Below are 24,942 nucleotides of genomic sequence, written 5' to 3'. Positions count from 1 at the left end.
TCAAAGTAAAGCCAAGCAAGAGTTTGAGCAAAAGCTATCCACAGTAGTTTCTTTTTTAGAAACTCTATTTGTTCCAGATATTGAACTTCCTGAACTAGCATCACATCTGATAGAGAATTCAACTTGGTATAAAACTATTGACTATCAAACCCATAAATCTTGGAGTCGTAGTCGTCGTGTTGTTGCTAAAGTTGAGTATGGGGCAAAGGGAACTAATATCCGTTTTATTGTCACCTCAATTCCTACAAATAAGATGCCTCCAAGTGAAGTTTATACCCAAAAATATTGTCCGAGAGGTGAGATGGAAAATCGCTTTAAGGAACAACAATTAGAATTATTTAGTGACAGAACCAGTACCCATACATTTGCTGGTAATCAACTACGTTTGTGGTTCTCTTCCATTGCTTATGTTTTGATGAATGCTTTGCGAAACAAATGTTTGGTTAAAACTGAATTACAGAATGCTCAAGTTGGGACTATCCGTACCAAGTTATTGAAGTTAGGTGCTTTGATTACTGTGAGTACCCGGCGAGTTTTAATTGCAATTAATAGTTGTTGTCCCTACAAACATATTTATGTTACTGCTTACCGTTGTTTGCAGTTGTTACCAAATCCTGGTTAATTCTTTGGGAACGATTATTGATTATTACGCTCATTTTTAGCTTTAATTTAGGGTGGGGATAAAAGTTTTTTTTCACTCTGTTTTCAGATGCCTAATTTTACTACTCAATTATTTATATCAGTATATATTGACTGAATAGCTCTTGATATTTAACTAAATTTATCAAATATATACTTAGGAGATTTCCTTTTTTCATCTTTGCTGTTTATGTATCAAATAAACTGCCTTTGTTTTACTCTTTATGAATGATTTTTTTCGCTTGTGAGAAATCCGGGTTTAAAGTCTTCGTGGGATTGAATAGAACCATTTTCGGCGTTGCTGAATTGAGGTATGAAATTCCCAAATTGAATCTTTAAAACTCAAACCTCAGTGCGTCTTTGCGCCTTTGCGTGAGACTAAAATTCATACCCTTAATCAGCAACGCCCTTTTTTGGAATGCCAGATCGTCATTTTCCCAAATTCCAGTATATTGAGAGCATAACAATTGTGTAAACTTAAAGAGTTCCCTAACTGCCAAAATAATCATGACTCGTTGGTTTAATATTGCAGGTCCCTGTAACCCTAAAAAAAACTATACACTCTCAACCACCAGTCGTTTACCCGACTTATTAATGTTAATTGCACAAGAAAGTTATTTTGTCCTTCATGCACCACGACAAACAGGGAAAACAACCGCAATGTTATCCCTAGCACAACAACTTACCGCCACAGGAAATTATGCAGCAGTCATGGTATCAGCAGAAGTAGGAAGTGCATTTAATCATGACCCCAGTGCAGCAGAATTAGCAATTTTAGGAATTTGGCGAAATACAATTGAAGATAGCCTACCGACCGAACTACAACCCCAAACTTGGGTTTATAATGTTCCTGGACAAAGAATTGCTGAAAATTTAAGAGCATGGTCAAGAGCTATCAATCGTCCGATAGTATTATTTATAGATGAAATTGATTCTTTGCAAGATGAAACTTTAATTTCAGTTTTACGGCAGTTAAGAGATGGTTTTCCTAAACGCCCTGAAAATTTTCCCTCATCGGTAGGATTAATTGGTTTACGAGATGTCAGAGATTATAAAGTAGCATCAGGTGGTAGTGACAGATTAAATACATCCAGTCCTTTTAATATTAAAGTTGCTTCTATAACTATGCGAAATTTTAATATTGAAGAAGTAGGAGAACTATATCAACAACATACAGCAGCAACAGGACAAATTTTTACTCCTGAAGCTATAGAAACAGCCTTTGATTTAACTCAAGGACAACCTTGGTTAGTTAATGCTTTAGCTAAAGAAGTTGTAGAAAAAATGGTTAAAGATAGAAATATTGCTATTACAAAAGAACATATTTTAAAAGCAAAGGAAATATTAATTGCTCGTCAAGATACTCATTTAGATAGTTTAGCTGAACGGTTACGAGAACCAAGAATAAAAGCAATTATTGAGCCAATGTTAGCAGGTTTAGAACTGGGAGATATACCCAATGATGATATTCAATTTGTCATTGATTTGGGATTATGTAAAATGCACCCTTATGGTGGATTAACTATTGCTAATCCCATTTATCGGGAAGTGTTACCCAGGGTTTTAACAGTGACACCAATGGCTTCTTTACCAATGATTGCACCAACTTGGTTAACTGCGGCAGGGGAATTAAATATAGATGCTTTACTAACTGCATTTCTCAAGTTTTGGCGACAGCACGGAGAACCGTTATTAGGTAGCACTGGCTATCATGAAATTGCGCCACATATTGTATTAATGGCTTTTTTACATCGTGTTATTAATGGTGGTGGAGTTTTAGAACGGGAATATGCAATTGGTAGCGACAGAATGGATTTATGTCTGCGTTACAAAGATGTAACTTTGGGTATTGAGTTAAAGGTATGGCGGGATAAAAAGCGTGATCCTCAAGCTGATGGTATTGAGCAATTAGAATCCTATTTAGGGCGTTTGGGGTTGGATTTTGGTTGGTTATTTGTGTTTGATAGGCGGAAAAATGCCCTACCAATGGAGGAACGTTTGTCAACTGAGGTTGTGGTGACGGAAAATCAATATAGGATTACTGTGATTCGGGCTTGAGTGTTATGTTTTTTGTTTCACGCAGAGGCGCAGAGGCGCAGAGAGGGGAGCGAAAAAGGGAATTAAGTATAATTTTTTCTTTCTATTGAAATATAAACCCGGGTTTTTATCAATATAAATACGTAAATATTAATATTAAAGTTAAAATATTTACAGGTTTGCTTGAGTATAGAAGGATTGATTTATTTGGAAATTGAGCGAACTGCTTGCATCAGCCTAGTTCCCTCCGGGACGCTCCGCGAACGCGATCGCAATGCACAATCAAAATTATCCGAGGTGATAAGCGATCGCATTAACCCAATATTAGCGAACTGACAAGTCAGCGCTTACGCTATCGCAGTTAATCGCAGTTAAGGAAGTATAAAAAAATGGATTTTGAGCGAACTGCTTGCATCAGCGCTTGCGCTATCACTTTTCTCAAAGATGTTTAACAGCCCCGTTAGACCGTACCTCACAGACCGCTGTTGAAACAAGACTAAAGTCCTAAACAATAGCGAACTACGGTTTCTATGTCCTGCATTTTAGTATCTGAGAGTTTGCCAGAAGGCTGGCTAGGAAAACGCTTTAAATCAAGTGAACGAATTTGAAAGCAAAGAAATACTGTCTCTATTGACAATCCAGTTTCTTCAGGTAAACACCTCACATTTGTTGGGTAGTTTTTGGTGATATTTGTTCCTTTTGTACCAACAACTACTGTAACAACTAATGGTAATTGATTGATAGCATCTACAGAAAGCACTAAAACAGGACGCTCTCCTGCTTGTTCTCTACCTTGAACTGGATTAAGATTAACGAAGTAAATTTCAGATCGCTGAACGCTCATAACCTTTCTATTCCATCCAGTTCAGAGATTTCAAATTCAGCATTAATTAGACCTATCTCTCTTTGGATCTCTGGATCGTTTGCCATATCAGTTAAGCTTGTCTCAATCAAAGTCCGCATTTTCAATGTATCAATTAGTTTAGGGTTATTTAGGCTTATTGGTTGGAATATCTCCTGATCACCGTCTACCTGATCAATCAACTCAGGTAATAAGACAATAACCTTAACACGACTCCCGTAAGGAAATGTTAATGCTTGGTCTAAATTAATCTGCCCATTTGTGTTTACTGTCCCTACTAACTCAACAGCTTTCATAAAGCCTCCTTTGTTTTTTACATTAGTTAATCAAGTAATCAAGTCCCCATATTTCTATTTAAGTTAAATTTCCTGCCAATATAACCGAGAGTGTCTCATTCTCCCAGATAAAACCTAGTTGCGTTCCTATTTCGTAGGGCAAAACATTCACACTTGCGCCTGTGTCCAATAAGCCTTCAACCTTCAAGGAATGACCGTTATAACTGAGGGTCAAAGGCAGATGGGGCATTCTATCAACCTTTGCCTTGGTTGCTGTCAATAATCTTGTAGGGAAATCTTTGAGCGTCAACCATTTTTTTCTTGTTCCTTTGTAGCCAAAAGATTCATCAAAATATTGGCAGCCTCAGAGCAATTGTAGGGCGATCAAACTGGATACTCTTGATTTGCAACAAAGAAGTTTGCATCTTCTTCTTTTACCAGTTCTGTGGCGAGAAACTGCATCAGCCGAAGCTTATCAATTTTGGGCAGTGTCTGGATTTGTGACATGAGTTCAACCAATGGCATTTGAGAATCTCCTCGTCTGAGGATTGGTGAAAGGATGCGATAGCGGAATCGCTCTCTCATTTTAACCTAGCGATGCCTACAGGGATCGCAGTTAATCACAGTTAACGAAGCACAAGATAATGGAAATTGAGCGATCGCTTACCCATGAGATCGCACTTAATCACAGTTAAGGAAGCACAAGATAATGAATTTTAAGCGATAGCGAAGCGTGACCTAGGAATCGCTTTTCTCAAAGATATTTAATAACCTCTTGGTGGTTGGTGTGTATTTAGATCGTTATGCTGCTGATTATCGATCGCTTGTTGCGGGAATTTTGAGATGTACCAATGCTTTCTGTAAGACACTGGGCTTGACACTCAACCAAATTTGATTGCGATCATCTTCGGTATACCCAACAACAACAGCCCCAATAGGTGAACCAATATCTGGATACATTTCTGGAGTCATATCTCCACTATCAACAAAATCAGTAATCTGAACAAGACCCTTGACTGCTTCATCATCTAAACTAACAAAAATCCCAAATGGCGCCTGATACTCGACTGTACCGTGAATCAGTTCACCTAACCGATATTTAGATTTGATTTTTTGCCAAAACTGATCGCTCATAGCACTACCTTGGTTTTAATACTCTTGGATATTGGTTAAGGATAGGAAACAAATGATGAGGAACTGGTAATTCAAATTGCTCTGTGCCTTGATAGGGTTTTTCTAGGGGTTTGAAATATTGTTCATAGATTTCTGAGTCTATTGTAACTTCCAAAATCCCGTCTTTGTAATACCGATGATACTCCTCAGAGAGACTCCTACTACGGTGTTGAAGTTTTTGGCAAAATTTTCGACAACCTTTCCCGACAAGGACTATACCCAGATGACTGGATTCAAGATTTTACCTCTCTATCTAATGAGTTTAAAATAGAAGTAATAGAATAATTTTGAACATTTTTAATGGAGTTAAACTCAATGAGTACATTATTTAACTTAAGTAGGTGAACACAATAAAACCAAACTGTGTAAAGAAATGTAAAATCGCCCAAACCCTCTTCACTCTTGCCTCTTGCCTCTTGCCTTTTGCCTTGCCATAACGACAATTTTCAACGCTCACCTACTTACTCGAAAAAATTAAAACCAAACCAGGCTTATATTTGGGAACAGCATCTATCAGTAATTTACGGATGTTTATTTTGGGATATCGCTTTTCTCGCTCTGAATTAGGTATTACTAATACTGAAACTGAAAGTGATTTTCATAAAAACTTTCAACCTTGGCTACAAAACCGCTTATCTATCCATACGGTTAACGCTTGGGATAAAATTATTTTACTCACCTGTATTGATGAAAAAGCTGCATTTGATTACTTTTTTCAATTACTAGATGAATTTATCCAAAGAGATAAAAGCCAGGATATTGAACCAATTCTGGCTGAACCATCCTCTGAAAATTCTCAAAAAGCAGCAGTAAAGAATAACACTGAATCTTAGTGTGCTTGGTTGTTTCTGTCGCACTTAATCACAGTTAAGGAAGCACAAGAAAATAAATTTTGAGCGATGGTATGTTCGCTGGCTTGTGACAACGAGCTAATTTAAAAAACTTTCATATTCATCATGATTACCGATCCAAATCCAATAATAATCGTCACCCTTTTTCAAGGCTAACGCTCGATATCCACCACTGACACGGGCAGACCAAATATTTCTACCGACTTTTTTGAAGTGCAAAGAGGGATGAAGTGAGTTTTCCTGCCAAAGCTGATAAGCCTTCCGCGCTTGCTCTTGCATCTCAGGTGACAAATTAGCATACGCTTTCCAAAACTCAGTCGTCGCAAAGGATTTCATCAAGATCCCTCACGTTGTTCGCTGCAATATCTTTTTCTGCCTGAGCAATGAGGCGATCTAATTTCCCTGATGCTAAATCTGCCTCAATTTGCTGATCCCACATCTCATCAAGATATTCTTGAAGCCATTTTGCCAGATCACGAACTTCACTTTCTGGCAATTGCTTGATTACTGATTCAACTTCTAGCCGAGTAGTCATACAAGATTTTACATTTAAAGAGTTTTTCTTTTCTATATTATCACCAACTTTGACATTGAAACGCCACTACATGGTAGCTATTTGACCAATCGCTTTTCTTGAAGATGAAAAAGTAATAAGGTATGTTACATTTCATTAACGCACCCTACAAGATTGGCGATTCCTGCGGAGCGCTTCGCTATCGCATTAACTCAATATTAGCGAACTGACAAGTCAGCGCTTACGCTATCGCAGTTAATCCCAGTTAAGGAAGCACAAGACAATGGATTTTAAGCGATAGCGTTCACGGTAGCGTCTCGTTCGCGTAGCGTTCCGAAGGAATAGAGATAGCGCTCCGCAGGAATCGCTTTTCTCAAAGATGTTTAACGGACTCGTTAGACTTTACCTCACAGATGACTTATGATCAATGTATTATTGCCTGTATGGAAGTTTAAACTATGTCACTTACTGAGTTAATTCCTCTGGTCAACAATTTGAGTCAGTCAGACAAATTATCACTCTTCAAACTCCTAGCCACACAAATCCCAGACGCTGAACTACAAGTTATTTTTTCTGCATCAGAGTACCCGGTTTGGTCGCAATATCACGCAACGGAAGCTGCAAACATTCTAATGCAGATGATTCAGGATAACAAAGAGACATCAACTCATGCCTAGTACAGTTGAGTTTCCCTTTTCTGACAATGAAGCATTACCCACAATTCCTGTCATTCTGAGTTATGCAGACTCTTCTGTTTCTGTAAATGCACTGCTGGATACTGGATCTACTGTCAATGTTTTACCTTATGATATTGGGTTACAATTAGGCGCGATTTGGGATAATCAAAACTGTTCGCTTGCCATTGGCTGGAAATCTTGCAAAGGTTGAAGCAAGGGGGTTATTTGTGCAAGTTCAAATTGGAAATCTAGAACCCGTTCGTCTAGCATTTGCCTGGGTAGAAGCCTCTAATGTACCCTTAATCCTGGGACAAACAAACTTTTTTCGAGAATTTGATGTCTGTTTTGAGCGATCAGAATGCAAGATAAAAATTATCCGAGGTGATTAGCGATCGCACTCAAACCACAACTAGCGATCGCAGCACAAGACAATGGATTTTGAGCGATCGCTTACCTATGAGATCGCAATTAATCACAGTTAAAGAATCACAAGACAATAGATTTTGAGCGATCGCTTACCCATGAGATCGCAGTTAATCATAGTTAAAGAATCACAAGACAATGGATTTTGAGCGATCGCTTACCCATGAGATCGCAGTTAATCATAGTTAAAGAATCACAAGACAATGGATTTTGAGCGATTCCTACGGAGCGCTTCGCTATCGCACTAACCCAATATTAGCGATCGCTGTTAATCGCAGTTAAGGAAGCACAAGACAATTGATTTTGAGCGATTCCTAGGTCGCGCTTCGCTATCGCATTTCCCCAATATTAGCGAACTGACAAGTCAGCGCTTACGCTATCGCACTTAATCGCAGTTAAGAAAGCACAAGATAATGGATATTGAGCGATCGCTTACCTATGAGATCGCAGTTAATAGTAGTCAATAAAATAGAAATTTAGCAATCGCACTGTGTTGTTTTCTATTGTTTTGCTTAAAAGTTGTTCTGCTTAAAACTAACAGAATTTAAAAATGATTACTAGTCATTTATTACAATACTCTGCGGTAACTTTAAGAATGTTTGATGTTCAAGACCGTACAACATCTTCAATCGGATTTCGTACATTAAATCTGTCAGCAATTTCTTGAATCTGGTATAGACTGCCTGATCAATCCTATCAGGGGAAACTAAATCACCTCCATGAGCTACAGAATTGCGTAATCTTAGGAATAAATCTAAGGAGTCTTTTAAATTAGGATTTGGATATTTGTAATCTTTCCAATGTTCTGGAAACTTTTCAAGTGCAAAACTTTTGAGCAGTTTGTTCAAGACATTGAAGCCAACATTACTCTCAGTATTAACAACTCTTGAAATAGAGCAGCTACTAATAGCATGAAAATTCTTAAGTGAGACAAAAAACTGTACCTTTCTATTATCTTTTTCGGGATACTCCTTGAACTGTTTGAAATCGTTTTCCATGTGGTGAATAACTATTTCATCGCAAAAATCATAGAAATCTATCCCTAAGTTATTAATTTCATCAATATAGAGGTTGAAAGATTTTTGGATAAAACTTTCCCATACGGAATAAATCATCGCTATTGATTGGGTTGAGAAAATATCTTTATGTCTTGAAGATAAAGAGTATCTTTTCGTGAAAATTACTCTCTCAATTTCAAAAAGAACAGATACTCGCTCCTCAATAATTTCTTGCAATGCTATATCAAAATCATGCATAATTGATTGCTAAGTTTATTGAAAAATCTCATCTGCTCTTTTAAGACGATTTCTAATCCGGCTTCTGCTATTAGAAGCAGTACCAGAATATCTCTTGAAATCTGTATCACTTTTCAATTGTGTTATTTTTGATTTTAAAAGTTCAATGTCTTCAGCGTATTTATCAATATTTTGAGCAACTCCGATTAATATGCCTTCAAAATAAGCTGGAACAAATAAGTTACTCGCGTTTCTGAATATCTTGTCATCTCCTATTTGGTTAATTAATTCTAAGACTCTTATGATGAGAGATTCATAATTATTGTAGTCAAAATCAGTATTGCTGACAGTGTTCTCCATAAATTTATTTAAGAATTTCTCCATGTTTTCATTGACGTTTTCAGCATTTTTATAGAAAGCGAAAAACCTAAGAACTAGTTCTTGATCATATAATTCATTAAGTTTGCCACGAGTTAATTGGGTAAGTGTTTTAAAAACCTCATTTTGACTAATTTTTAGCAAAAGCTCATTAAGTCTAGGATTTATACCTCGATAAATTGCATTTCTGATTTCCTGTGGAGTTAATTTTGATCCTCCAGAATTGAGTCGTTTGAACAACTCATATTTCATGGAAGTACTGCTTTCCCCTCTCAAAATTTCGACTCTACAAACAGCCCTTTTTAGATTTATTTTTAGATTAGTTGGAAGAGTATCAACATTAAAACCTTGTAAGCTGTTAACTAATCCTCCTTCTTGCAAAGTCCATTTATTTAGAGTTTTTTCCTCTTCAGTTACTTCCCCGTTTCCTTCTTCAATTTCTTCTCCCTCTTCCACTGATGAGTTAACATCCTCTTCTTGATAATTGATTTCCCATCCATCACCTTTTAGCTCACCAAAGAAACTTATAAAAGTAGAAACACGTTGCAATCCATCAACTAACTCCCATACCCCGTTTTTATCCTCAGCTACAAATATTGGAGGAATTGGAATTGAGAGTAGAATAGATTCTATAAGTGCAGTTTTTTGTGTTTCTGACCATCGAAACAACCTTTGATACTCTGGTCTAATTATTAATTCATCATTTTTGTATAGGTTGATCAACTCTCCAAAAGAAATGTCAAGCCTATCTGACGAAAGTCTTTTTCTCTCATCTGAAACTGCTTGTTCGAGCAAGGCTATTTTTTCTTCAAGGTTTTCCATATTACTCAGGTTAAGTATGATTTTCCAAGTATAACTAGCGGGTAATGAAATGAATGCTCAACTACCTTTCACACTTCTTTTTCATGTCGCTATTGTATTGTAATACATAATTTTTCCGTATAACATCCATATTTAGTGTATTAAACGGAATTTTCTATAAAACTCCCAATGGAACAATAGACATCTCCAAAAAGCTAGTATAGCAATCCTAAATTGATATGTGAGAGTTCAATAAGCCTCAAGAGCGATCGCAGTTAATCCCAGTTAAAGAATCACAAGATAATGGAAATTGAGCGATTCCTACGGAGCGCTTCGCTATCGCACTAACCCAACATTAGTGATCGCAATTAATCACAGTTAAGGAAGTATAAGATAATGGCAATTGAGCGATTCCTACGGAGCGCTTCGCTATCGCAGTTAATCCCAGTTAAGGAAGTACAAGATAATGGATTTTGAGCGATTCCTACGGAGCGCTTCGCTATCGCACTAACCCAATATTAGCGAACTGACAAGTCAGCGCTTACGCTATCGCAATTAATCACAGTTAAGGAAGTATAAGATAATGGCAATTGAGCGATTCCTACGGAGCGCTTCGCTATCGCATTAACCCAATATTAGCGAACTGACAAGTCAGCGCTTACGCTATCGCAGTCAATCCCCGTTAAGAGGATGTTTGAAAAGTGGTATTCCGTAATTTTCATCACATTGCTACCCCCCTTAGTCCCCCCTTGTAAAGGGGGGAAACAATAAAAATCCAGTTCCCTCCCCTTTACAAGGGGAGGGTTAGGGTGGGGTAAAAAATATTTGATACATCAACCATAACTTTCCAAACACCCTCTAAGGAAGCACAAGATAATGGATTTTGAGCGATTCCTACGGAGTGCTTCGCTATCGCACTAACCCAATATTAGCGAACTGACAAGTCAGCGCTTACGCTATCGCATTAATCGCAGTTAAGGAAGCACAAGATAATGGATTTTGAGCGATATTGCTTTTCTCAAAGATGTTCAACGGTGAAGTTATAAGGTGCTTTACATTCTATTAACGCACCCTACAAAATCGGCTGGCCTGCTGGTTAAAGCTTACCAATGAGCTTGTCATATTCTGCGTGAGTTCCGATCCAAAACCAAGAAATACCGCTTTCTACCTCAACTCCTAAAGCCCGATAGTCTAATCCTGCTCGAACTGACCAGTATTTTTTACCAATCTTCTTGAAGTGTAATGATGGATGAGATGGATCAGCTTTCAAAAGTTCGTAACACTGATCTGCTGTTTCCTGAACTTGAGGGGGCAAATCGTCATAGCACTTCCAAAATCTTCGCGTTGTGTAGTGCATCAGAGTTCTCGGCAATGTCCCGCTTTAAACTCAGCGATCGCTTCTTCTGCTAAAGCCTCCAGTTTGCCGTCTGCGATGTCTTGTTCTAGCTGCTCGTCCCAATGTTGGTAGTCTACGTCTAAGATCCATTGCCGAAGTCGCTGAAATTGTTCTGGTGGAAGCGTTAGAATAGCTGCTTCAATTTGTTCAATGGTTGACATATCGGATTATAGTTTTTTGACTTCAATCACATTATAGCTTTGTAGAGAGGAGCAATTTTAATTTTTACCCTGCCACTGAATATAAAACACACTCTGCACACATCTTTATTATTGATTTGTTTGGATATTGAGCGATTCCTACGGAGCTTCGCTATCGCATTAACCAAATATTAGCGAACTGACAAGTCAGCGCTTACGCTATCGCAGTTAATCCCAGTTAAGGAAACGTAAGAGCGATCGCATTAACTCAATATTAGCGAACTGACAAGTCAGCGCTTACGCTATCGCAGTTAATCATAGTTAAGGAAGCGATCGCATTAACTCAATATTAGCGAACTGACAAGTCAGCGCTTACGCTATCGCAATTAATCACAGTTAAGGAAGTGATCGCACTAACCCAATATTAGCGAACTGACAAGTCAGCGCTTACGCTATCGCAGTTAAGGAAGCACAAGACAATGGAATTTGAGCAATTCCTAGGTCGCGCTTCACTATCGCACTATCCTAATATTTTTTAACCTCATTGAGTACCTCATTTAAAAAAGGAGCATCTGATTTAATCACATTATCCTCACTTCCATCATGTTTATGATGAGGAAAAGTAGGGAGATTTAATTTTCGATGATGTTCAGTATTGTCATAACGAAAAATTAGTTTATTTTCTGAATTCATATATTGATAACTATACATTTTTCGATCTATGGAGATTTCAACATAGATAAATTCTCGTAAATGCAGCAAAGAATTATCTTGAAAATCAATTTTTCCTCTGATCAAGCCTTCATATATTCCTCTTTTTTCACTTTCAATATTGAATATTTTGACAATTTCTGAAGATTCAATTAAAAGCTGAATCTGTTGAAAATAATTTTCAATTAACAAAATCAATCTCCTCTATAGACTCTTTCATTTGTTGTAAATGTGTCAACATTCGAGATTCGCCAATCCATTCATCAAAATCAAAATTATGGGATAATTCATCATTATTAAAACGGGTTATAAATTCCTTTGTTGATAATTGATACTTGGTTTCCAATTCTATAATTCGTTCTTCTGTTCTTTTTATTCCTGCTATTACACTTTGTAATCTTTCTGATAAAGCACTTTCAATAATTCGTCTGAGGGAATCTGGATCTTTTGATCTTAGTTTGAGTTCAGCCATTATTTTTTCTCTTCTGATACTGTGCAGTCTAAAAGATGTTCTTGGGGTGAGTAGTTGTTATTCCTTTTTTTATTTTATCACTTGATAATCAAGACAGTAGCGATCGCAGTTAATCCCAGTTAAAGAATCACAAGATAATGGAAATTGAGCGATAGCTTACCCATGAGATCGCAGTTAATCCCAGTTAAGGAAGCACAAGATAATAGATTTTAAGCGATTCCTACGGAGCGCTTCGCTATCGCATTTCCCCAATATTAGCGAACTGACAAGTCAGCGCTTCGCTATCGCAGTTAATCCCAGTTAAAGAATCACAAGATAATGGAAATTGAGCGATAGCGAACTCCGTAGGAATCGCTTTTCTCAAAGATATTAAACAGTAAATTTAGCGGGTTTATATTTATAACTGAGTTCAAGAGCATTGCAAAAGCTATTTAGTTGATTAAGCAAAGCATTATAGTAAATGTAAGCATCCTCTCGTTCATCTTGGAGAAGGGCATATAAAGTTAGCTCTGGTTCTGGAGCTAAGTGATTTTTAGGGATATCTAAACCAGCTTCAGTTAAGCGGGTTGACGCGATCGCCGCTAACAATGCTCCAATTGTCTTGGACTCACCACTGCGAAGATCACTTAGTCCAGGTAATATTATTTCTGCACCTGGTAACTCATTAAGATTCATGATTGATTTTCCTCCAGGTTATTTTCACAACGTTCAATAAATTTCTCGACTCTGCTTCTAAGCATATCAGGATTAAGAGATGGGAATCTGATTAGTTCAGGTACAATCGCTTCAAAGCAATTCTGTAGATCACTCAAAGAGAATAATTTCTGTTTGTACATGGCTTCAATATCTTTAATATCACGGTCAAATCCCCTGGATAGTTTAGAAAGAGCTTGGGCTGTAAAATCATAGTGATAAAACGAAATTTGACCTTGTTTGCCAATGAATACGCTTCTATCACGCCATCCTGGAAGAGGTGGCAAAAAATCCTGCGGAGATGCTAATTCGATATTAATGTTTAATTCTTGTTTGAGTTTGGAGATAGCGAAGCGCTCCGTAGGAATCGCCTGAAAAATGCCTGGTGGTTCAGGATCTAGACGAAGATCAACATCAACTGTGGAGTTACGCCATCCAATTAGTAGCGCACTAGCTCCTCCTGTAAAGTAGATGCAGCCTGAACCCTGGGCTTCTCTACCTAAGACTTGCATCAGACGTTCTAACTTCTGAGTGTCAATGTTTGCACGCATATTTTTATTGATTTATTTGTTTGGATATTGAGCGATCGCAGTTAAGGAAGCACAAAAAAATGGATTTTAAGCGATCGCATTAACTCAATATTAGCGAACTGACAAGTCAGCGCTTACGCTATCGCAATTAATCCCAGTTAAGGAAGCACAAGACAATGGATTTTGAGCGATCGCAGTTAATCAAAGTCAAGGAAGCACAAGACAATGGATTTTGAGCGATCGCTTACCCATAAGATCGCAGTTAATCACAGTTAAGAAAGCACAATACAATGGATTTTGAGCGATAGCGAAGCGCTCCGTAGGAATCGCACTTACCCATAAGATCGCAATTAATCCCAGTTAAGGAAGCACAAGACAATGGATTTTGAGCGAACTGCTTGCAATATGACAATACAATAAATAAAAAATAAATTTAATTTCACCCATACTAACTCCATAATGCCTAATTATAGAAGACCTAATGTTTCTGGAGGTACATATTTCATCACACAAGTCACTTATCAAAGAGAATCTTGGCTCTGTACTGATATAGGGAGAAAATCTCTCCGAGAAGCAATAGAAAAAGTAAGGGAAAAATATCCTTTTTGTATTGATGCTTTTGTTTTATTACCTGATCATTTTCATTGTTTGTGGACTTTACCCCCTGATGATAAATATTTGTCGGTGAGATTGCGCCTAATTAAAACCTATGTTACTAAACATTATGGACAAGCATTAGGGGTTAATCGGGAGGTTTCTCAATCACGACAAAAGCGAGGAGAAAGTAATCTTTGGCAACGTCGGTTTTGGGAGCATTTAATTCGGGATGAACGGGATTTTGCGCTCCATTGTGATTATATTCATGATAATCCGGCTCGACATGGATTGTGTGAAAATCCCCAAGATTGGCAGTATTCCAGTATTCATCGGTTTATCGCTCAGGGAATTTATCCAACCGATTGGGGTAAAGATAGCAGAAAGGAAAAACCTCAAGGATATTGGGACGATTAGTAGGGTGCGTTAGCGACAGCGTAACGCACCGAAAATCAGTAAATAATTATAAATATGGTGCGTTACACTCCGTTAACGCACCCTACAAGATCGGCGATCGCACTGACAAGTCAGCGCTTAGGCTATCGCAGTTAATAGTAGTCAAGGAAGCACAAGAAAATGAAAATTGAGCGATAGCGAAGCGCGACCTAGGAATCGCTTACCCATGAGATCGCAGTTAATCATAGTTAACGAAGCACAAGATAATGGAAATTGAGCGATCGCTTCCCTCGCCATAGGCATCGCACTACATCATAAAAATTCATGAAAGAGGTTATCGAACGGTTCTGTATTTTTCCAGCGATAGGTATTGAAGTCTCGATAATCAACGGATAAAATTTGCCCATGACCTAATTCTTCTGCCAGAATAACGAGAGAGGCATCGGCTAAATCCATCGGTAAATCTTTATATTTTTCCATCAGTTCTTCAATACGCTGGCAATGATGTTGTTTCGGATCAAATATTTGTAGCTTTCCTGTAGAAATTTTATTAATAAAGATTTTTGGAGCATCCACTCCTACTCTTTTTTGTAATAGATAGCACGTTTCTGTGACGACGCACCAGGTTGTAATAAATTGCTGATTAGCTAAATCTTGAAATCGTTTTTTGGCGGCTATATGAACTGTGTCTTTTTTATTGGCAAGAGCTAACCAAAAGCCTGTATCAACTATGATCATATTTTTGATTAAGTTCACGATCTAAGTAGTTTTTATAGTTTTTTGAGAGGTCTGTTTCAGCTTCTATGCAACCGATAAAGTCTGACCAGTCTGGCAAGGAATTTTCTGAGGATTTTTGTTGATTCAGAAGATAGCGTTTTTTCAGGACTTCTACGAGTTCGACTATGATTTGTTGTGCATCGGGAGGAAGAGACTCAATATCTTGTTGAATTGTATCTAAGTTCATAATCTCATTTTGCTGTTTCTCTGATTATATTTTAGCAAGAAATGTTTTTACTAAACCAATCCTGTAGGGTGCGTTACATTCTATTAACGCACCCTACAGGATTGGCGATCGCACTGAAACCCTTATAATTTGGTTGTAAGCTACCCTTTTCAGACATCCTGTAATTGGTAACCGCTCCATAATCCACAGATTTTCGTTCATTCACATCATGGTGAGTTTGTACAGTGCGTAAGTCCTAGTACTTGTGCTTTGAGGTAAATATTATACCTCAGAAACTAGGTCACTAAATCCCTAAAGGCACAGTGGTGGTAAAGCTGTTCGCAGTCCTCTCGATCTTTAGTTTCCAAAAATTTCAACCTTTCCACCTCCAACTTCAACCTTTCATTCTCCATCCTTAACGCCAATATTTCATTCTTCTGCAACTCAATTAACGACCTTTGACTAATTACCTCACCAAAGGCTTTTTTCCTATTTTCAATCCCAAACCATCTTTGATAGGTCTTTGTATGTTCATCAACAGTATGACCTAAATTATCTGCTGCGGCTTTAATTGGTATTCCCTGAAGATGCGCTCGAATTGCACAAGCATGGCGTAAATCATAAGGTTGAAACTCAATCCCCACTTTTCTAAACCATCTGGATATATCTCTTCGCATCCAATTAATATTTTGTACAGAAGCAATTTTTTCAACTTTTCTTTCTAAAATATTTAATGGTTTGGGATTTTTTAAATCAAATAAATCTACCCACTCAGGTACAAAAGGAATAACTTCTCGATATCCAGTTTTGGTATTTTTATTCACTTTCCAAGTATGGTCAATATTTTGGGAAGACATCCACCAATTAATATCTGGTTGGACAAATAATTCCCTTGGTCTTAATCCATAAGTCGCCAACATTCCATATACCCAACGCCACATTTCCCAGGTGTCTATTTCATCACTAATGTTTGTATTTTTGCGGTTGAGGGCAAATTTTTCAAAGAGGTCAAAAGCAGATATTATTTTTTCATCTTCAGGAATTTCTCGATAAGCAGGAGTGACATGATCTCGTTTGACATCAAGTTGAAATCCTAAATTAAAGGTTTTAATCAAAACAGAAGTTACTGCTATTAGTTCATTTTTTTTATTACCCTGAAATGAATTAATAATTTCCTCAAAATTTTCTTTTGTAGCTAAATGGGTGAGAGTCAAGTTTCTTTTAATTACAGATATATAGTTAGCAAAAGTATTTTGACTAGTGATAGTTTTCTGACGGGTTTGATAATATTTTTCATCAAATTTATCTAATAATTCGCCAATTGTTTTGCTCTCTTGTTTCTCTCTCGATTTAATTCCTAAATATTTCTCATTCCACTCAAAAGTATGACGAGCAATTAATTTACCTAATTCATAACTTTCTTCAATGGCTGTTTTTAATCCCTCTAAATTTGCGGGTATTCCTAAAGATATATCATACTGCTTTTTTGTCTTACCTAAACTGTAATCTCCTGGTTTTAAAGGTAAGGTAGCTCGTAATTGGAGAGAATTGCCAGTTTGTTTAATACTAACTCTTATTCTCTCCCTTTTTAAATTAGTATTAGCTTCAACTAACTTCTGTTCAAAAACTGCTTGATACTGTAATTCCGTTGCTTTTATTTTCGCCATTCCCTATACCTACCGTCTGTGGTGTTCTGCGGCTCAAAGTCTGCAAACATATCTGCGAACCAGTCCCTTGAGTCTGCATTTGCATCCTCATGTAGAGATGGGGGATAGGTTTCCGATATTACAGTACAGCTATTTTCAGGTAAATAGACCACAAACCGACCTCTCTCCAAACCTCTCTCCTAAGAGGAGAGAGGCTTTGATTTACCCCCCTTCCAGCAATAAAGGTTTTTCTTTTTCCCTCTCCTCTTAGGAGAGGGTTAGGGAGAGGTAGGCTGGGGGTTAGGTCTAATAATAGTAGTTCAAATACAAGAAAACTGCTGTAACTGTTAGGGATAAAAATTACCCTGACTCATTCCTTAAATATTCCCTTATTTATAAAAGCTGAAATGGTGAAAATAAAATGTTCTGTCCGAGCAAAATTACCTGATAAAATAAGTTACTCAGGAACATTTACAGCATATCACCTGTTGTCATTGCAGTTATATGGTGCCTGGTGGTGTGATGTGCGCCCCAACTTTAACTGATATTACCCGCGCCTGGGCAATTTTGGAATATTTCCGCACCAATTGGTTAGAACCAGTTTGGTTAGGTTGTTCTTTAGAAAGATATGAAGAAATTCAATCTTATGAAGACTTTCAAAAGTGGTTAGATGAAGATGTTAAACATCGAGAATCTGACTTAGGTTTATATTGGCGCATGGGGTTAGATATCGGTTTAGATCGATATGGCGCTGGTGTGGGTAAATATGTGACTTGGGGTTATATTCCCCATGAGGATAAATATAATCATCCCACCATTGAAGGACGTAACGCTGCTGTGATTATGAAAAGCGGTGTTTATGATAGCTTCACTGATACTCATGCTTTGATGAATCAAGGTTTTGCCCGTGAGAATTTAACCCATTCCTGGTATGATGAAGGTACAGAAGATTGGCATCCAAGCGATCGCACTACAAACCCAATTAATAACAACCAAAAAGACTTTACTGGTGCTTATTCTTGGTCAAGTGCAGTCCTTCACCAAGACTTAGGACGTTTAGAAGCCGGTCCCCTAGCCCGTCAATTAGTTGCAGGGGGAAATCATGGGGAATCTTGGCAACATTATGACCCATTTATTCTCGATACATTCAAGAAAATGGGCGGTGCAAGTGTTCATCTTCGGCAATTAGGAAGAGTCCATGAAATAGTGAAACTATATCGTCAAGCTGAACGTTGTTTAAGAGAGTTTAAATTAAACGATCCTTGGTATATTAAACCAGAAGAAAAAGATGGTAAAGGTTGGGGTGCAACGGAAGCTGCTAGAGGTGCATTATGTCACTGGGTAGAAATCGAAAAAGGCAAAATTAAGAATTATCAAGTTATCGCTCCCGGTACTTGGAATATTGGACCCCGTGACGGAGAAGGACAACTAGGACCAATTGAAAAAGCATTAATTGGAACACCAATTCAAGACCCTAAAGATCCCGTAGAAGTGGGTCATGTCGCCCGTTCTTTTGATTCATGTTTGGTGTGTACTGTTCACGCCCACGACGCGAAAACCGGCGAAGAATTAGCTCGTTTTAGAACAGCTTAATTTATGTTACTTAATACTTAAGATCCCCGACTTCTCTAAGAAGTCGGGGATCTGTTCTTTTCTCTATTTTTCGATAAGTCAGGGTTCTATATAATTGTTATGTGCAGTACAAAAGTTCCCAAATCAGTGGGTTAGTCTGAATTTTAAGGAATAATTGATAATTCCTAACTATCAGATTAAGAATTATCAATTAGGAATTACTAAATACTAAAAGTGGTAACTAATTGTGTCTAATTTAGAACTACATCAATATCTTCCTAAGCTTCCTGAAGCCGCACTCCAAGAATTTATAGAATGGTGTATGTTGGATCAATCAACAGCCGCAGGATTAGAATTTAAACCTGATCAAAGTAAGTTAAAGAATTTAGCACCAGCGGATTATTCTAAGCAATTAGTTGACCAATTTATGAAAGTAAGACCTGACCCCATTAGAGCCGGGTTAGTAGCCGTAATTGCTGGAAAACAAGCCGATAAACACGAATTAACAGGTTTAGCTGCTGTCGTTGATTTTGTTTCTCTTTATGTGAAGTATTTAATTCCTAAAGATGGTACTAATCCAGAAGAAGCAGATGCAATTTTAGCTAAAGCATCACAACATCAATATGAGCAACTTGTAGAAATTGCTAAGAAACATGGTGTGAATTTATAAATTTGTAGGGTGGGCATTGCCCACCTCATGATTGATAGTTAACATGAGGCTTTATATTAATTATATTTACCAAATTGGACAGTTTATGCTTTAGCTGCGACCTTGTATAATTTGCTGAACAATAGACATCTGGTGAAAATTAAATATGCGTGACATGAAACCCCTGTAGAGACGTTCCATGGAACGTCTCTACAATCTTTACCGGAGATGTCTAATAATGAACCTTTACCCGCAGAGTTTAGAAAAACGGGAATAGCATTACCACCACCCTAACAGTTTAAGCCAAAAATTAGCGATCGCATCAATGTTACCATTCTCCAAGGTTTCAGAGGAAGAAGCAACAGGGAACAGAAAAAACTCATGTTTAAAAACATGAGATTGAAATAATGACACTGTTTTTTTTGTAAACCGGGTAAATGTTGGGGAACATACGTCAACCCAACCTTACAAAATGTTTAACTCATTAAATCTTGAAACAATGCGGTGCTTAAATAGCGTTCACCAAAAGAAGGTTGAATCATTACTATTAATTTACCCGCATTTTCTGGGCGTTTACCAACTTCAACAGCAGCAGATAAAGCCGCACCCGAAGAGATTCCTGATAATAAACCTTCCTCCCTAGCTAATCTCCGTCCATATTCAATTGCTGCTGCGTCCTCCACTTGAATTATTTCATCAATTAAATCTTGACGCAAAACATCAGGAATAAATCCCGCACCAATTCCTTGAATTTTGTGAGAACCGGGTTTACCACCTGATAGAATCGGACTGTTACTAGGTTCGACTGCAATAACTTGAAAACTTGGTTTGCGTTGTTTAATTACTTCAGCAATACCAGTAATTGTGCCGCCCGTTCCTACCCCAGAAATTAAGATATCAACTTCTCCGTCAGTATCCGCCCAAATTTCCTCAGCGGTGGTTTCTCGGTGAATTTTCGGGTTAGCTGGGTTGGCAAATTGTTGTAACATAAAGGCATTAGGAGTATTGGCAACAATTTCCTCAGCTTTGTTAATTGCGCCCCGCATTCCCTGAGTTCCTGGTGTTAATTCCAAACTTGCACCATAAGCCCGCAACATAGCCCGTCTTTCTTGGCTCATGGTTTCTGGCATAGTTAAAATTAACTTGTAGCCACGGGCGGCTGCTACCATTGCTAAAGCGATACCTGTATTACCAGATGTTGGTTCAACTAAAATGGTTTTGCCCGGTGAAATTAAACCTTCAGATTCAGCGGAAAGGATCATACTTACGCCAATTCTGTCTTTTACAGAAGCCGCAGGATTCATACTTTCTAGTTTGACGACTATCCTAGCTACTACTCCCTCGGCTTGGGGAATTTTATTTAACTGAATTAATGGCGTTTTTCCAATAAGTTCTGTTACGTCTTTAGCAATTCGCATTTTTTAACTCCTAAACTCCTAAAATTTATATATTAATCTATTTCAGTTACATATTTATCTGATTAGTTCTTTATATTAGCCATAGCCATTTTACCATAATTTCTGTCTATTCCCACAAGAAAATATTCCTAATTGTTAATACCTTCGCCAAATTGAAAAAAGTCTTGATTCGTAGGTTGGGTTGTTCGCGTGAGCGTTGCGGAGCAATAGCATGAAACCCAACACTCATGTTGGGTATTGATTGTTGAAAATAATACTGTTCTACCTTCCTTAGAATATCTTAATTTTGTTTCTGACTTATTCAAGATATCTTAGGTCTAGCCTTGTCATGAGATGCTGTCATTTGAGTACAGTTTGTACTTGTGAATCTTCCCTAATAAATATCTCAAACCAATAGCCGATATTAGTTTGGCTTTGAGTACAAAATACCCCGTCCCCTCCCTCAAAAATGCTAGTACCCCACTCAAAAAATACTAGCACCCCCACACCAAATATTTTTTTTAATGCTTGCACAGTCAGGATGACAGACTATGAGTATTATCGTAATCATCTTAATAATATTAATTCAACTCACTTAAAGTTAGGACTAAAAGGGCAACTGATATAAACGATATAGGATTTACGCAGAGATTCCCCTCTACCCCCCGAAGTTCCTAAGATGCAAGTCTGACGAATCAGGGGGGACTTCTTAACTCCTATATTTCTCAAAAGTTATTTCAATCCTGTCTGTATTACACAATATAAAAGGAAAGAATTTTGTTTTGAGGAGATTTTGATAAGCATATTTTGAATAAAAAAGGTGCAAAAAATAAACCTACTAATAGAAATTTTCTTTCTAGGTAGTTGATACCTGGTAATGGAGAAAACATGAAAGTCAAACTTTTAAATGTGCTTACCGTAAGTTTGGTAACTTTAGCATTAATTTCTCCAGGGGTAGTAGTATTTGCTATAGTTTGGGGACAACATAGAGAGTTCGTTAAAACACAGAATTTATCCTGTGAATTGTCGAAAATAAATATAGCATCTCCAGCATTAGTTCCCCAAACAAAAATTATCAATACTCAGCCATCTTTAGTCAAGGTCAAATTATCTGACAATAATTTTCTTCATCAACTCAAAGTTACCGCAAAAAAATATAAATTAGCAACAATTTTGCAATGGATATTTTTAGTAACACCCATTTGTATTGGTATAGGAATTATCGCTTATGACAGATATCTTGTCTACCGTGCTGCTGTATTAAAAGAACACATTGCCATGTTGGAAAGAATGTGGCAACAAAGCATCGAACAGTAATTTTTCAAATTAATCATTCACCATAAACTAAATTATCATGACAGACGAACGCCAAACACAGTATTTTAATTTAATTGATGAACTTCTCCAATGTCCTAATGGTCAAGAACCAGAAGTTTTGGAAGCACAACCTGAATTAATTGATTCTGGTTTAGTGCAAGCAATGTTACAAGTAGCCACAATGTTTGCTCATCAAGGTAATCAAGATGGAGCGCAATTTCTATTTTTTGTTGCTAAACAATTGGCAAAAGAATTAGGTTTATACCCTGAAGTTTCTAATCAAGTTGTCACTCAGGAGTAATAATGTTATTGACTGCAACTGATGCCGGAAAAATATCATTGGAATTTCTTTTGGCAGATTGGAATATTGCTGATGATTATAGAGATTGGTTTACAGTGATTAATTCTCGGTTAATGGGTGAGAGTTGGTACATTGTAGAATTGGGTGTAGAGGGATTACCTGATAGATGGGTTATGCAGGTTTATGACACAGGAGTTTGTGATCCTAACTATACTTTTATTTCCCCAATTTCTGGTTCAGAAGGATATACCGATTTGAAAAGTCTACCAGATATCATTGCTGATGTTTTAGTAGCAGAACGCAATTCTCGATAGTTGAAAGTTTCAGATCCCCGACTTCTTAAAGAAAGTCGGGGATCTTATTGATTTTATTTATTTTGTCAGGTTTAAATAACAATTATATGTTATAATTAATAGAGTTATGGAAGCTACAGAAGAATCAGTCAGATGATTACTGAAGACATCCTAGCCCAAGAATTTCTTAGAGTCGTAAATGACTATTACCCAGCCGTGGGAGAACTCTTAGAAGGCTGTCATGTGAAAGTTATTACTTGTTTTTGGGGACGACCTGCAAAACGGTTTCAATATATAGGAATTTATTGTCGAGAAGACATAATGCCCTGTATCCAATCCAAAAAAGAAATCCTCAGAGAATTAGCCGAAAATATGGGGTTAATTCAAGTAGTTTGTCTGAATGCTAAACGATTGCTACGTGACCCTATGTCGAAGTTAAAGCAGTCCGAACCTCGATTATGGTTGGAGTTGCAATTAGTCGCAGCCTAATCTAATATTTGGTCAACAATGAAAACAGGACTTTTCTGCAATTACGAAAATCATCACCTAGATGCTAGACGGACTATCTTTGAGCAAGTTTTATTGGTAAAAGAGGCTGAAAGTTTAGGTTTTGAAGAGGCTTGGGTAACGGAACATCATTTTAATGAGTTCAATCTTAGTCCTTCAATTCTGCTGTTATTGGCACATTTGGCGGGTGTAACTTCACAAATTCGTCTAGGAACTGCGGCTGTATTATTGCCATTTCATCAGCCAATCCGGGTGGCTGAAGATATCGCCACTTTGGATAATCTTTGTAGTGGGAGGCTGGCTTTTGGGGTAGCGAAAGGTGGACCATTTCCACAGCAAAATAAACATTTTGGGGTGACAACCCAGGAATCTCGCACCAGAATGTTAGAGTCAGTAGCATTGATTCAAAAGCTGTTATATGAGACTGATGTATCATTTAATGGCGAATATTATCAATGTGAAAATCTCACAATTCATCCCCAACCATTGCAAAAACCAATTCCCATCTATGTTGCTAGTGGTGACGATGATGCAGTTAAATTTGCTGCCGAAAATTCCTTCGGTTTAATGGGTGGTCCGCCTTTTTCTCTAGAAAGATTGCGGAAGACAGTCAATAAGTATCGGGAATTTAATTCCAGTGGTGCAGAAAAGTTCCTGTTAGCCCGGTTCTTTTTTGTGGGTAAAACCCATGATGAAGCGGTAAATGAAGCATTGCCTTTTATTCGCCACTTCAGCAAAGAAATGACGGCTAACTCGACTCAAGTAATGCAGAAAAGTCCTCAACAACCAGCATTTGATCGGACAAATATTTGTTTCGATGAAGACTATTTGATTGAGAATTCAATTATCGGTGATGTTAATGGTTGTCGTGACAAAATCAAGAAATTTCAGGACGAATTAAATCTCAGCACACTAGCGTTAAAACCCTCATCTTTTTCTTTGCAAAAAAATCGAGAAAGTTTGCAACGCTACAATCAAGAGGTGCGGAATTATGTCTAAACTTTCTTTGCTTCCTCCCGATGATTTACCTCCTATTAAGGTAACAAAAGAGGATGGTATCCTCCATTTGGAGTTGGAACAATCTATAGGTAGATGCTTCTTTTATGCGTGCGATCGCATTACTCAAGTATTACTATCTAATTGTCAGTGGTACATGACCACAGATAAGACTACTTTGATGTTAATTGTAGACTGTCCCGATATAGTTGCTTATTGGCATATAGTCAGCAATATTCCCCAATTGGGAAATAGACTAGAAAGATTGACTAAAGATGCCAAAATTCGTGTTTATCCTCCTTTTGGCAAAGGATCACCTTTTGAAATTGGAGTAACTGAAATTTCAGCCTATCGAGATTGGTTGTAAGTCCTAAATTATATTTTAATCACTAAAATTAGGAATGTGAATTAAATAAGGTGCAAAAGTAGGGTGTGTTAGCGACAGCGTAACGCACCATTCCAGGTTACATCAGAATTGCAGGTTATTAAATTTGCGTTCCTTACCATATCCCAGACTTCTTAGA

Annotated in this window: 34 protein-coding genes and 2 pseudogenes; 17 read left to right on the top strand and 19 right to left on the bottom strand. The window is 37.5% G+C overall.

From position 1 onward, the window contains the following. From FJR37_RS00570 to FJR37_RS00560, 3 genes are all read left to right on the top strand, one after another. A partial coding sequence (locus FJR37_RS00570; protein ID WP_168465000.1) for a transposase occupies nucleotides 1–622 on the top strand: 622 nt, incomplete at its 5' end. A 524-nt stretch (nucleotides 623–1,146) separates the two neighbouring features. Next, on the top strand, nucleotides 1,147–2,697 hold the full coding sequence (locus tag FJR37_RS00565; RefSeq protein ID WP_168464999.1) for an ATP-binding protein: 1,551 nt from the start codon (nucleotides 1,147–1,149) through the stop codon (nucleotides 2,695–2,697). 162 nt (nucleotides 2,698–2,859) lie between these two features. After that, complete coding sequence (locus FJR37_RS00560) at nucleotides 2,860–3,012, top strand: hypothetical protein (RefSeq protein ID WP_168464998.1); 153 nt, start codon at nucleotides 2,860–2,862, stop codon at nucleotides 3,010–3,012. A 160-nt stretch (nucleotides 3,013–3,172) separates the two neighbouring features. On the opposite strand, the gene FJR37_RS00555 is transcribed toward FJR37_RS00560, so the two are convergent. The 4 genes from FJR37_RS00555 to FJR37_RS00540 form a co-directional block, all read right to left on the bottom strand. Further along, the gene (locus FJR37_RS00555; RefSeq protein ID WP_039201168.1) at nucleotides 3,173–3,520 is read right to left on the bottom strand and encodes a type II toxin-antitoxin system PemK/MazF family toxin; all 348 of its coding nucleotides are present in this window, start codon (nucleotides 3,518–3,520) and stop codon (nucleotides 3,173–3,175) included. Beyond that, complete coding sequence (locus FJR37_RS00550) at nucleotides 3,517–3,834, bottom strand: hypothetical protein (RefSeq protein ID WP_039201169.1); 318 nt, start codon at nucleotides 3,832–3,834, stop codon at nucleotides 3,517–3,519. Before FJR37_RS00550 ends, FJR37_RS00555 begins: the two co-directional genes overlap by 4 nt. A 363-nt stretch (nucleotides 3,835–4,197) precedes the next feature. Then, a complete protein-coding gene (locus FJR37_RS26285) occupies nucleotides 4,198–4,338 on the bottom strand; it encodes a hypothetical protein (RefSeq protein ID WP_217355141.1) in 141 nt (46 codons plus the stop codon). A 288-nt stretch (nucleotides 4,339–4,626) separates the two neighbouring features. After that, nucleotides 4,627–4,947: a S1 RNA-binding domain-containing protein gene (locus tag FJR37_RS00540; RefSeq protein ID WP_039201170.1), complete on the bottom strand. Its 321-nt coding sequence runs from the start codon at nucleotides 4,945–4,947 to the stop codon at nucleotides 4,627–4,629. Between the two features lie 536 nt (nucleotides 4,948–5,483). Between FJR37_RS00540 and FJR37_RS00535 the strand changes: the two genes are divergently transcribed. Further along, nucleotides 5,484–5,819 (top strand): hypothetical protein, encoded by a 336-nt coding sequence (locus FJR37_RS00535; protein WP_217355140.1) that lies wholly within the window; start codon nucleotides 5,484–5,486, stop codon nucleotides 5,817–5,819. 96 nt (nucleotides 5,820–5,915) lie between these two features. Here FJR37_RS00535 and FJR37_RS00530 read toward each other — a convergent pair whose 3' ends face one another. Then, a complete protein-coding gene (locus tag FJR37_RS00530; protein ID WP_039201172.1) occupies nucleotides 5,916–6,173 on the bottom strand; it encodes a hypothetical protein in 258 nt (85 codons plus the stop codon). Beyond that, on the bottom strand, nucleotides 6,151–6,372 hold the full coding sequence (locus FJR37_RS00525) for a hypothetical protein (protein ID WP_039201173.1): 222 nt from the start codon (nucleotides 6,370–6,372) through the stop codon (nucleotides 6,151–6,153). Before FJR37_RS00525 ends, FJR37_RS00530 begins: the two co-directional genes overlap by 23 nt. A 437-nt stretch (nucleotides 6,373–6,809) precedes the next feature. Between FJR37_RS00525 and FJR37_RS00520 the strand changes: the two genes are divergently transcribed. From FJR37_RS00520 to FJR37_RS27355, 4 genes are read left to right on the top strand one after another with little or no spacing between them, the layout of a single operon-like run. Beyond that, nucleotides 6,810–7,028, top strand: coding sequence for a hypothetical protein (locus FJR37_RS00520; RefSeq protein WP_027401683.1), 219 nt, complete (start codon nucleotides 6,810–6,812; stop codon nucleotides 7,026–7,028). Further along, entirely contained in the window at nucleotides 7,021–7,239 is a 219-nt protein-coding gene (locus FJR37_RS27575) for a hypothetical protein (protein WP_340626567.1), read from the top strand. The genes FJR37_RS00520 and FJR37_RS27575 overlap by 8 nt, the downstream gene beginning before the upstream one ends. A 16-nt stretch (nucleotides 7,240–7,255) precedes the next feature. Continuing rightward, nucleotides 7,256–7,417, top strand: coding sequence for a hypothetical protein (locus FJR37_RS27570; protein WP_340626568.1), 162 nt, complete (start codon nucleotides 7,256–7,258; stop codon nucleotides 7,415–7,417). Further along, on the top strand, nucleotides 7,410–7,535 hold the full coding sequence (locus FJR37_RS27355; protein WP_256366855.1) for a hypothetical protein: 126 nt from the start codon (nucleotides 7,410–7,412) through the stop codon (nucleotides 7,533–7,535). The genes FJR37_RS27570 and FJR37_RS27355 overlap by 8 nt, the downstream gene beginning before the upstream one ends. Nucleotides 7,536–8,008: 473 nt before the next feature. Here the strand turns inward: FJR37_RS27355 and FJR37_RS00510 are convergent, their stop codons facing one another. The 8 genes from FJR37_RS00510 to FJR37_RS00475 all read right to left on the bottom strand — a co-directional run bounded on the left by FJR37_RS00510 (nucleotide 8,009) and on the right by FJR37_RS00475 (nucleotide 13,828). Next, a complete protein-coding gene (locus tag FJR37_RS00510) occupies nucleotides 8,009–8,707 on the bottom strand; it encodes an MAE_28990/MAE_18760 family HEPN-like nuclease (protein ID WP_168464997.1) in 699 nt (232 codons plus the stop codon). A gap of 15 nt (nucleotides 8,708–8,722) precedes the next feature. Next, entirely contained in the window at nucleotides 8,723–9,886 is a 1,164-nt protein-coding gene (locus FJR37_RS00505) for a DUF262 domain-containing protein (protein WP_168464996.1), read from the bottom strand. A 1,075-nt stretch (nucleotides 9,887–10,961) separates the two neighbouring features. Further along, nucleotides 10,962–11,222 carry a hypothetical protein gene (locus FJR37_RS00500; RefSeq protein WP_015213912.1) on the bottom strand — a complete coding sequence of 87 codons (261 nt, stop codon included), beginning with the start codon at nucleotides 11,220–11,222 and terminating at the stop codon, nucleotides 10,962–10,964. After that, nucleotides 11,222–11,422: a hypothetical protein gene (locus FJR37_RS00495; protein WP_039204217.1), complete on the bottom strand. Its 201-nt coding sequence runs from the start codon at nucleotides 11,420–11,422 to the stop codon at nucleotides 11,222–11,224. Before FJR37_RS00495 ends, FJR37_RS00500 begins: the two co-directional genes overlap by 1 nt. A gap of 504 nt (nucleotides 11,423–11,926) precedes the next feature. After that, complete coding sequence (locus tag FJR37_RS00490) at nucleotides 11,927–12,304, bottom strand: DUF6516 family protein (RefSeq protein ID WP_168464995.1); 378 nt, start codon at nucleotides 12,302–12,304, stop codon at nucleotides 11,927–11,929. Continuing rightward, the gene (locus FJR37_RS00485; RefSeq protein WP_015079369.1) at nucleotides 12,294–12,584 is read right to left on the bottom strand and encodes a hypothetical protein; all 291 of its coding nucleotides are present in this window, start codon (nucleotides 12,582–12,584) and stop codon (nucleotides 12,294–12,296) included. The genes FJR37_RS00490 and FJR37_RS00485 overlap by 11 nt, the downstream gene beginning before the upstream one ends. A gap of 369 nt (nucleotides 12,585–12,953) precedes the next feature. Continuing rightward, nucleotides 12,954–13,259, bottom strand: coding sequence for a hypothetical protein (locus FJR37_RS00480; RefSeq protein WP_027401691.1), 306 nt, complete (start codon nucleotides 13,257–13,259; stop codon nucleotides 12,954–12,956). After that, a complete protein-coding gene (locus tag FJR37_RS00475; RefSeq protein ID WP_168464994.1) occupies nucleotides 13,256–13,828 on the bottom strand; it encodes a DUF6036 family nucleotidyltransferase in 573 nt (190 codons plus the stop codon). The genes FJR37_RS00480 and FJR37_RS00475 overlap by 4 nt, the downstream gene beginning before the upstream one ends. A 438-nt stretch (nucleotides 13,829–14,266) precedes the next feature. Here FJR37_RS00475 and FJR37_RS00470 point away from each other — a divergent pair, with 438 nt between their 5' ends. After that, nucleotides 14,267–14,818, top strand: a complete 552-nt coding sequence (locus FJR37_RS00470; protein WP_015079363.1) for a transposase — start codon at nucleotides 14,267–14,269, stop codon at nucleotides 14,816–14,818. Between the two features lie 291 nt (nucleotides 14,819–15,109). Here FJR37_RS00470 and FJR37_RS00465 read toward each other — a convergent pair whose 3' ends face one another. From FJR37_RS00465 to FJR37_RS00455, 3 genes and pseudogenes are all read right to left on the bottom strand, one after another. Continuing rightward, nucleotides 15,110–15,535, bottom strand: coding sequence for a type II toxin-antitoxin system VapC family toxin (locus FJR37_RS00465; RefSeq protein WP_168464993.1), 426 nt, complete (start codon nucleotides 15,533–15,535; stop codon nucleotides 15,110–15,112). After that, on the bottom strand, nucleotides 15,522–15,761 hold the full coding sequence (locus tag FJR37_RS00460) for a hypothetical protein (RefSeq protein WP_168464992.1): 240 nt from the start codon (nucleotides 15,759–15,761) through the stop codon (nucleotides 15,522–15,524). The genes FJR37_RS00465 and FJR37_RS00460 overlap by 14 nt, the downstream gene beginning before the upstream one ends. 275 nt (nucleotides 15,762–16,036) lie before the next feature. Next, nucleotides 16,037–17,457 (bottom strand): annotated as a pseudogene (locus tag FJR37_RS00455) (site-specific integrase). Nucleotides 17,458–17,878: 421 nt separating this feature from the next. Between FJR37_RS00455 and FJR37_RS00450 the strand changes: the two are divergent. Beyond that, nucleotides 17,879–18,979 (top strand): annotated as a pseudogene (locus tag FJR37_RS00450) (nickel-dependent hydrogenase large subunit); the annotation flags it as partial. Nucleotides 18,980–19,205: 226 nt separating this feature from the next. Then, the gene (locus FJR37_RS00445) at nucleotides 19,206–19,628 is read left to right on the top strand and encodes a hypothetical protein (RefSeq protein ID WP_027401694.1); all 423 of its coding nucleotides are present in this window, start codon (nucleotides 19,206–19,208) and stop codon (nucleotides 19,626–19,628) included. 258 nt (nucleotides 19,629–19,886) lie between these two features. Here FJR37_RS00445 and FJR37_RS27350 read toward each other — a convergent pair whose 3' ends face one another. Both FJR37_RS27350 and cysK read right to left on the bottom strand, forming a co-directional pair. Beyond that, nucleotides 19,887–20,021 carry a hypothetical protein gene (locus tag FJR37_RS27350; protein ID WP_256366854.1) on the bottom strand — a complete coding sequence of 45 codons (135 nt, stop codon included), beginning with the start codon at nucleotides 20,019–20,021 and terminating at the stop codon, nucleotides 19,887–19,889. 62 nt (nucleotides 20,022–20,083) lie between these two features. Further along, nucleotides 20,084–21,025 carry a cysteine synthase A gene (gene cysK / locus FJR37_RS00440; protein WP_168464991.1) on the bottom strand — a complete coding sequence of 314 codons (942 nt, stop codon included), beginning with the start codon at nucleotides 21,023–21,025 and terminating at the stop codon, nucleotides 20,084–20,086. An 867-nt stretch (nucleotides 21,026–21,892) separates the two neighbouring features. Between cysK and FJR37_RS00435 the strand changes: the two genes are divergently transcribed. The 6 genes from FJR37_RS00435 to FJR37_RS00410 all read left to right on the top strand — a co-directional run bounded on the left by FJR37_RS00435 (nucleotide 21,893) and on the right by FJR37_RS00410 (nucleotide 24,785). Further along, entirely contained in the window at nucleotides 21,893–22,321 is a 429-nt protein-coding gene (locus tag FJR37_RS00435; RefSeq protein WP_168464990.1) for a hypothetical protein, read from the top strand. A 37-nt stretch (nucleotides 22,322–22,358) separates the two neighbouring features. After that, complete coding sequence (locus FJR37_RS00430) at nucleotides 22,359–22,622, top strand: hypothetical protein (protein WP_015079389.1); 264 nt, start codon at nucleotides 22,359–22,361, stop codon at nucleotides 22,620–22,622. Nucleotides 22,623–22,624: 2 nt separating this feature from the next. Continuing rightward, nucleotides 22,625–22,936, top strand: a complete 312-nt coding sequence (locus FJR37_RS00425) for a hypothetical protein (protein WP_027401697.1) — start codon at nucleotides 22,625–22,627, stop codon at nucleotides 22,934–22,936. A 132-nt stretch (nucleotides 22,937–23,068) separates the two neighbouring features. Beyond that, nucleotides 23,069–23,404, top strand: a complete 336-nt coding sequence (locus FJR37_RS00420; protein WP_027401698.1) for a hypothetical protein — start codon at nucleotides 23,069–23,071, stop codon at nucleotides 23,402–23,404. Nucleotides 23,405–23,422: 18 nt separating this feature from the next. After that, the gene (locus FJR37_RS00415) at nucleotides 23,423–24,421 is read left to right on the top strand and encodes an LLM class flavin-dependent oxidoreductase (RefSeq protein WP_168464989.1); all 999 of its coding nucleotides are present in this window, start codon (nucleotides 23,423–23,425) and stop codon (nucleotides 24,419–24,421) included. After that, complete coding sequence (locus FJR37_RS00410) at nucleotides 24,414–24,785, top strand: hypothetical protein (protein WP_039204474.1); 372 nt, start codon at nucleotides 24,414–24,416, stop codon at nucleotides 24,783–24,785. The genes FJR37_RS00415 and FJR37_RS00410 overlap by 8 nt, the downstream gene beginning before the upstream one ends. Nucleotides 24,786–24,942 lie beyond the last annotated feature (157 nt).

This window comes from Aphanizomenon sp. UHCC 0183, from assembly GCF_009712065.1.
In the GTDB taxonomy this organism is placed as follows: domain Bacteria; phylum Cyanobacteriota; class Cyanobacteriia; order Cyanobacteriales; family Nostocaceae; genus Dolichospermum; species Dolichospermum heterosporum.
This window is presented reverse-complemented; position numbering and strand designations above follow the sequence as displayed.

Bases quoted from the DNA above. Each gene is read 5' to 3' on its own strand.
- FJR37_RS00565 (WP_168464999.1), top strand. From the start codon at position 1,147: ATGACTCGTTGGTTTAATATTGCAGGTCCCTGTAACCCTAAAAAAAAC.
- FJR37_RS00555 (WP_039201168.1), bottom strand. From the start codon at position 3,520: ATGAGCGTTCAGCGATCTGAAATTTACTTCGTTAATCTTAATCCAGTT.
- FJR37_RS00550 (WP_039201169.1), bottom strand. From the start codon at position 3,834: ATGAAAGCTGTTGAGTTAGTAGGGACAGTAAACACAAATGGGCAGATT.
- FJR37_RS26285 (WP_217355141.1), bottom strand. From the start codon at position 4,338: ATGCCATTGGTTGAACTCATGTCACAAATCCAGACACTGCCCAAAATT.
- FJR37_RS00540 (WP_039201170.1), bottom strand. From the start codon at position 4,947: ATGAGCGATCAGTTTTGGCAAAAAATCAAATCTAAATATCGGTTAGGT.
- FJR37_RS00530 (WP_039201172.1), bottom strand. From the start codon at position 6,173: ATGAAATCCTTTGCGACGACTGAGTTTTGGAAAGCGTATGCTAATTTG.
- FJR37_RS00525 (WP_039201173.1), bottom strand. From the start codon at position 6,372: ATGACTACTCGGCTAGAAGTTGAATCAGTAATCAAGCAATTGCCAGAA.
- FJR37_RS00520 (WP_027401683.1), top strand. From the start codon at position 6,810: ATGTCACTTACTGAGTTAATTCCTCTGGTCAACAATTTGAGTCAGTCA.
- FJR37_RS27575 (WP_340626567.1), top strand. From the start codon at position 7,021: ATGCCTAGTACAGTTGAGTTTCCCTTTTCTGACAATGAAGCATTACCC.
- FJR37_RS00510 (WP_168464997.1), bottom strand. From the start codon at position 8,707: ATGCATGATTTTGATATAGCATTGCAAGAAATTATTGAGGAGCGAGTA.
- FJR37_RS00505 (WP_168464996.1), bottom strand. From the start codon at position 9,886: ATGGAAAACCTTGAAGAAAAAATAGCCTTGCTCGAACAAGCAGTTTCA.
- FJR37_RS00500 (WP_015213912.1), bottom strand. From the start codon at position 11,222: ATGCACTACACAACGCGAAGATTTTGGAAGTGCTATGACGATTTGCCC.
- FJR37_RS00495 (WP_039204217.1), bottom strand. From the start codon at position 11,422: ATGTCAACCATTGAACAAATTGAAGCAGCTATTCTAACGCTTCCACCA.
- FJR37_RS00485 (WP_015079369.1), bottom strand. From the start codon at position 12,584: ATGGCTGAACTCAAACTAAGATCAAAAGATCCAGATTCCCTCAGACGA.
- FJR37_RS00480 (WP_027401691.1), bottom strand. From the start codon at position 13,259: ATGAATCTTAATGAGTTACCAGGTGCAGAAATAATATTACCTGGACTA.
- FJR37_RS00475 (WP_168464994.1), bottom strand. From the start codon at position 13,828: ATGCGTGCAAACATTGACACTCAGAAGTTAGAACGTCTGATGCAAGTC.
- FJR37_RS00470 (WP_015079363.1), top strand. From the start codon at position 14,267: ATGCCTAATTATAGAAGACCTAATGTTTCTGGAGGTACATATTTCATC.
- FJR37_RS00465 (WP_168464993.1), bottom strand. From the start codon at position 15,535: ATGATCATAGTTGATACAGGCTTTTGGTTAGCTCTTGCCAATAAAAAA.
- FJR37_RS00460 (WP_168464992.1), bottom strand. From the start codon at position 15,761: ATGAACTTAGATACAATTCAACAAGATATTGAGTCTCTTCCTCCCGAT.
- cysK (WP_168464991.1), bottom strand. From the start codon at position 21,025: ATGCGAATTGCTAAAGACGTAACAGAACTTATTGGAAAAACGCCATTA.
- FJR37_RS00435 (WP_168464990.1), top strand. From the start codon at position 21,893: ATGAAAGTCAAACTTTTAAATGTGCTTACCGTAAGTTTGGTAACTTTA.
- FJR37_RS00430 (WP_015079389.1), top strand. From the start codon at position 22,359: ATGACAGACGAACGCCAAACACAGTATTTTAATTTAATTGATGAACTT.
- FJR37_RS00425 (WP_027401697.1), top strand. From the start codon at position 22,625: ATGTTATTGACTGCAACTGATGCCGGAAAAATATCATTGGAATTTCTT.
- FJR37_RS00420 (WP_027401698.1), top strand. From the start codon at position 23,069: ATGATTACTGAAGACATCCTAGCCCAAGAATTTCTTAGAGTCGTAAAT.
- FJR37_RS00415 (WP_168464989.1), top strand. From the start codon at position 23,423: ATGAAAACAGGACTTTTCTGCAATTACGAAAATCATCACCTAGATGCT.
- FJR37_RS00410 (WP_039204474.1), top strand. From the start codon at position 24,414: ATGTCTAAACTTTCTTTGCTTCCTCCCGATGATTTACCTCCTATTAAG.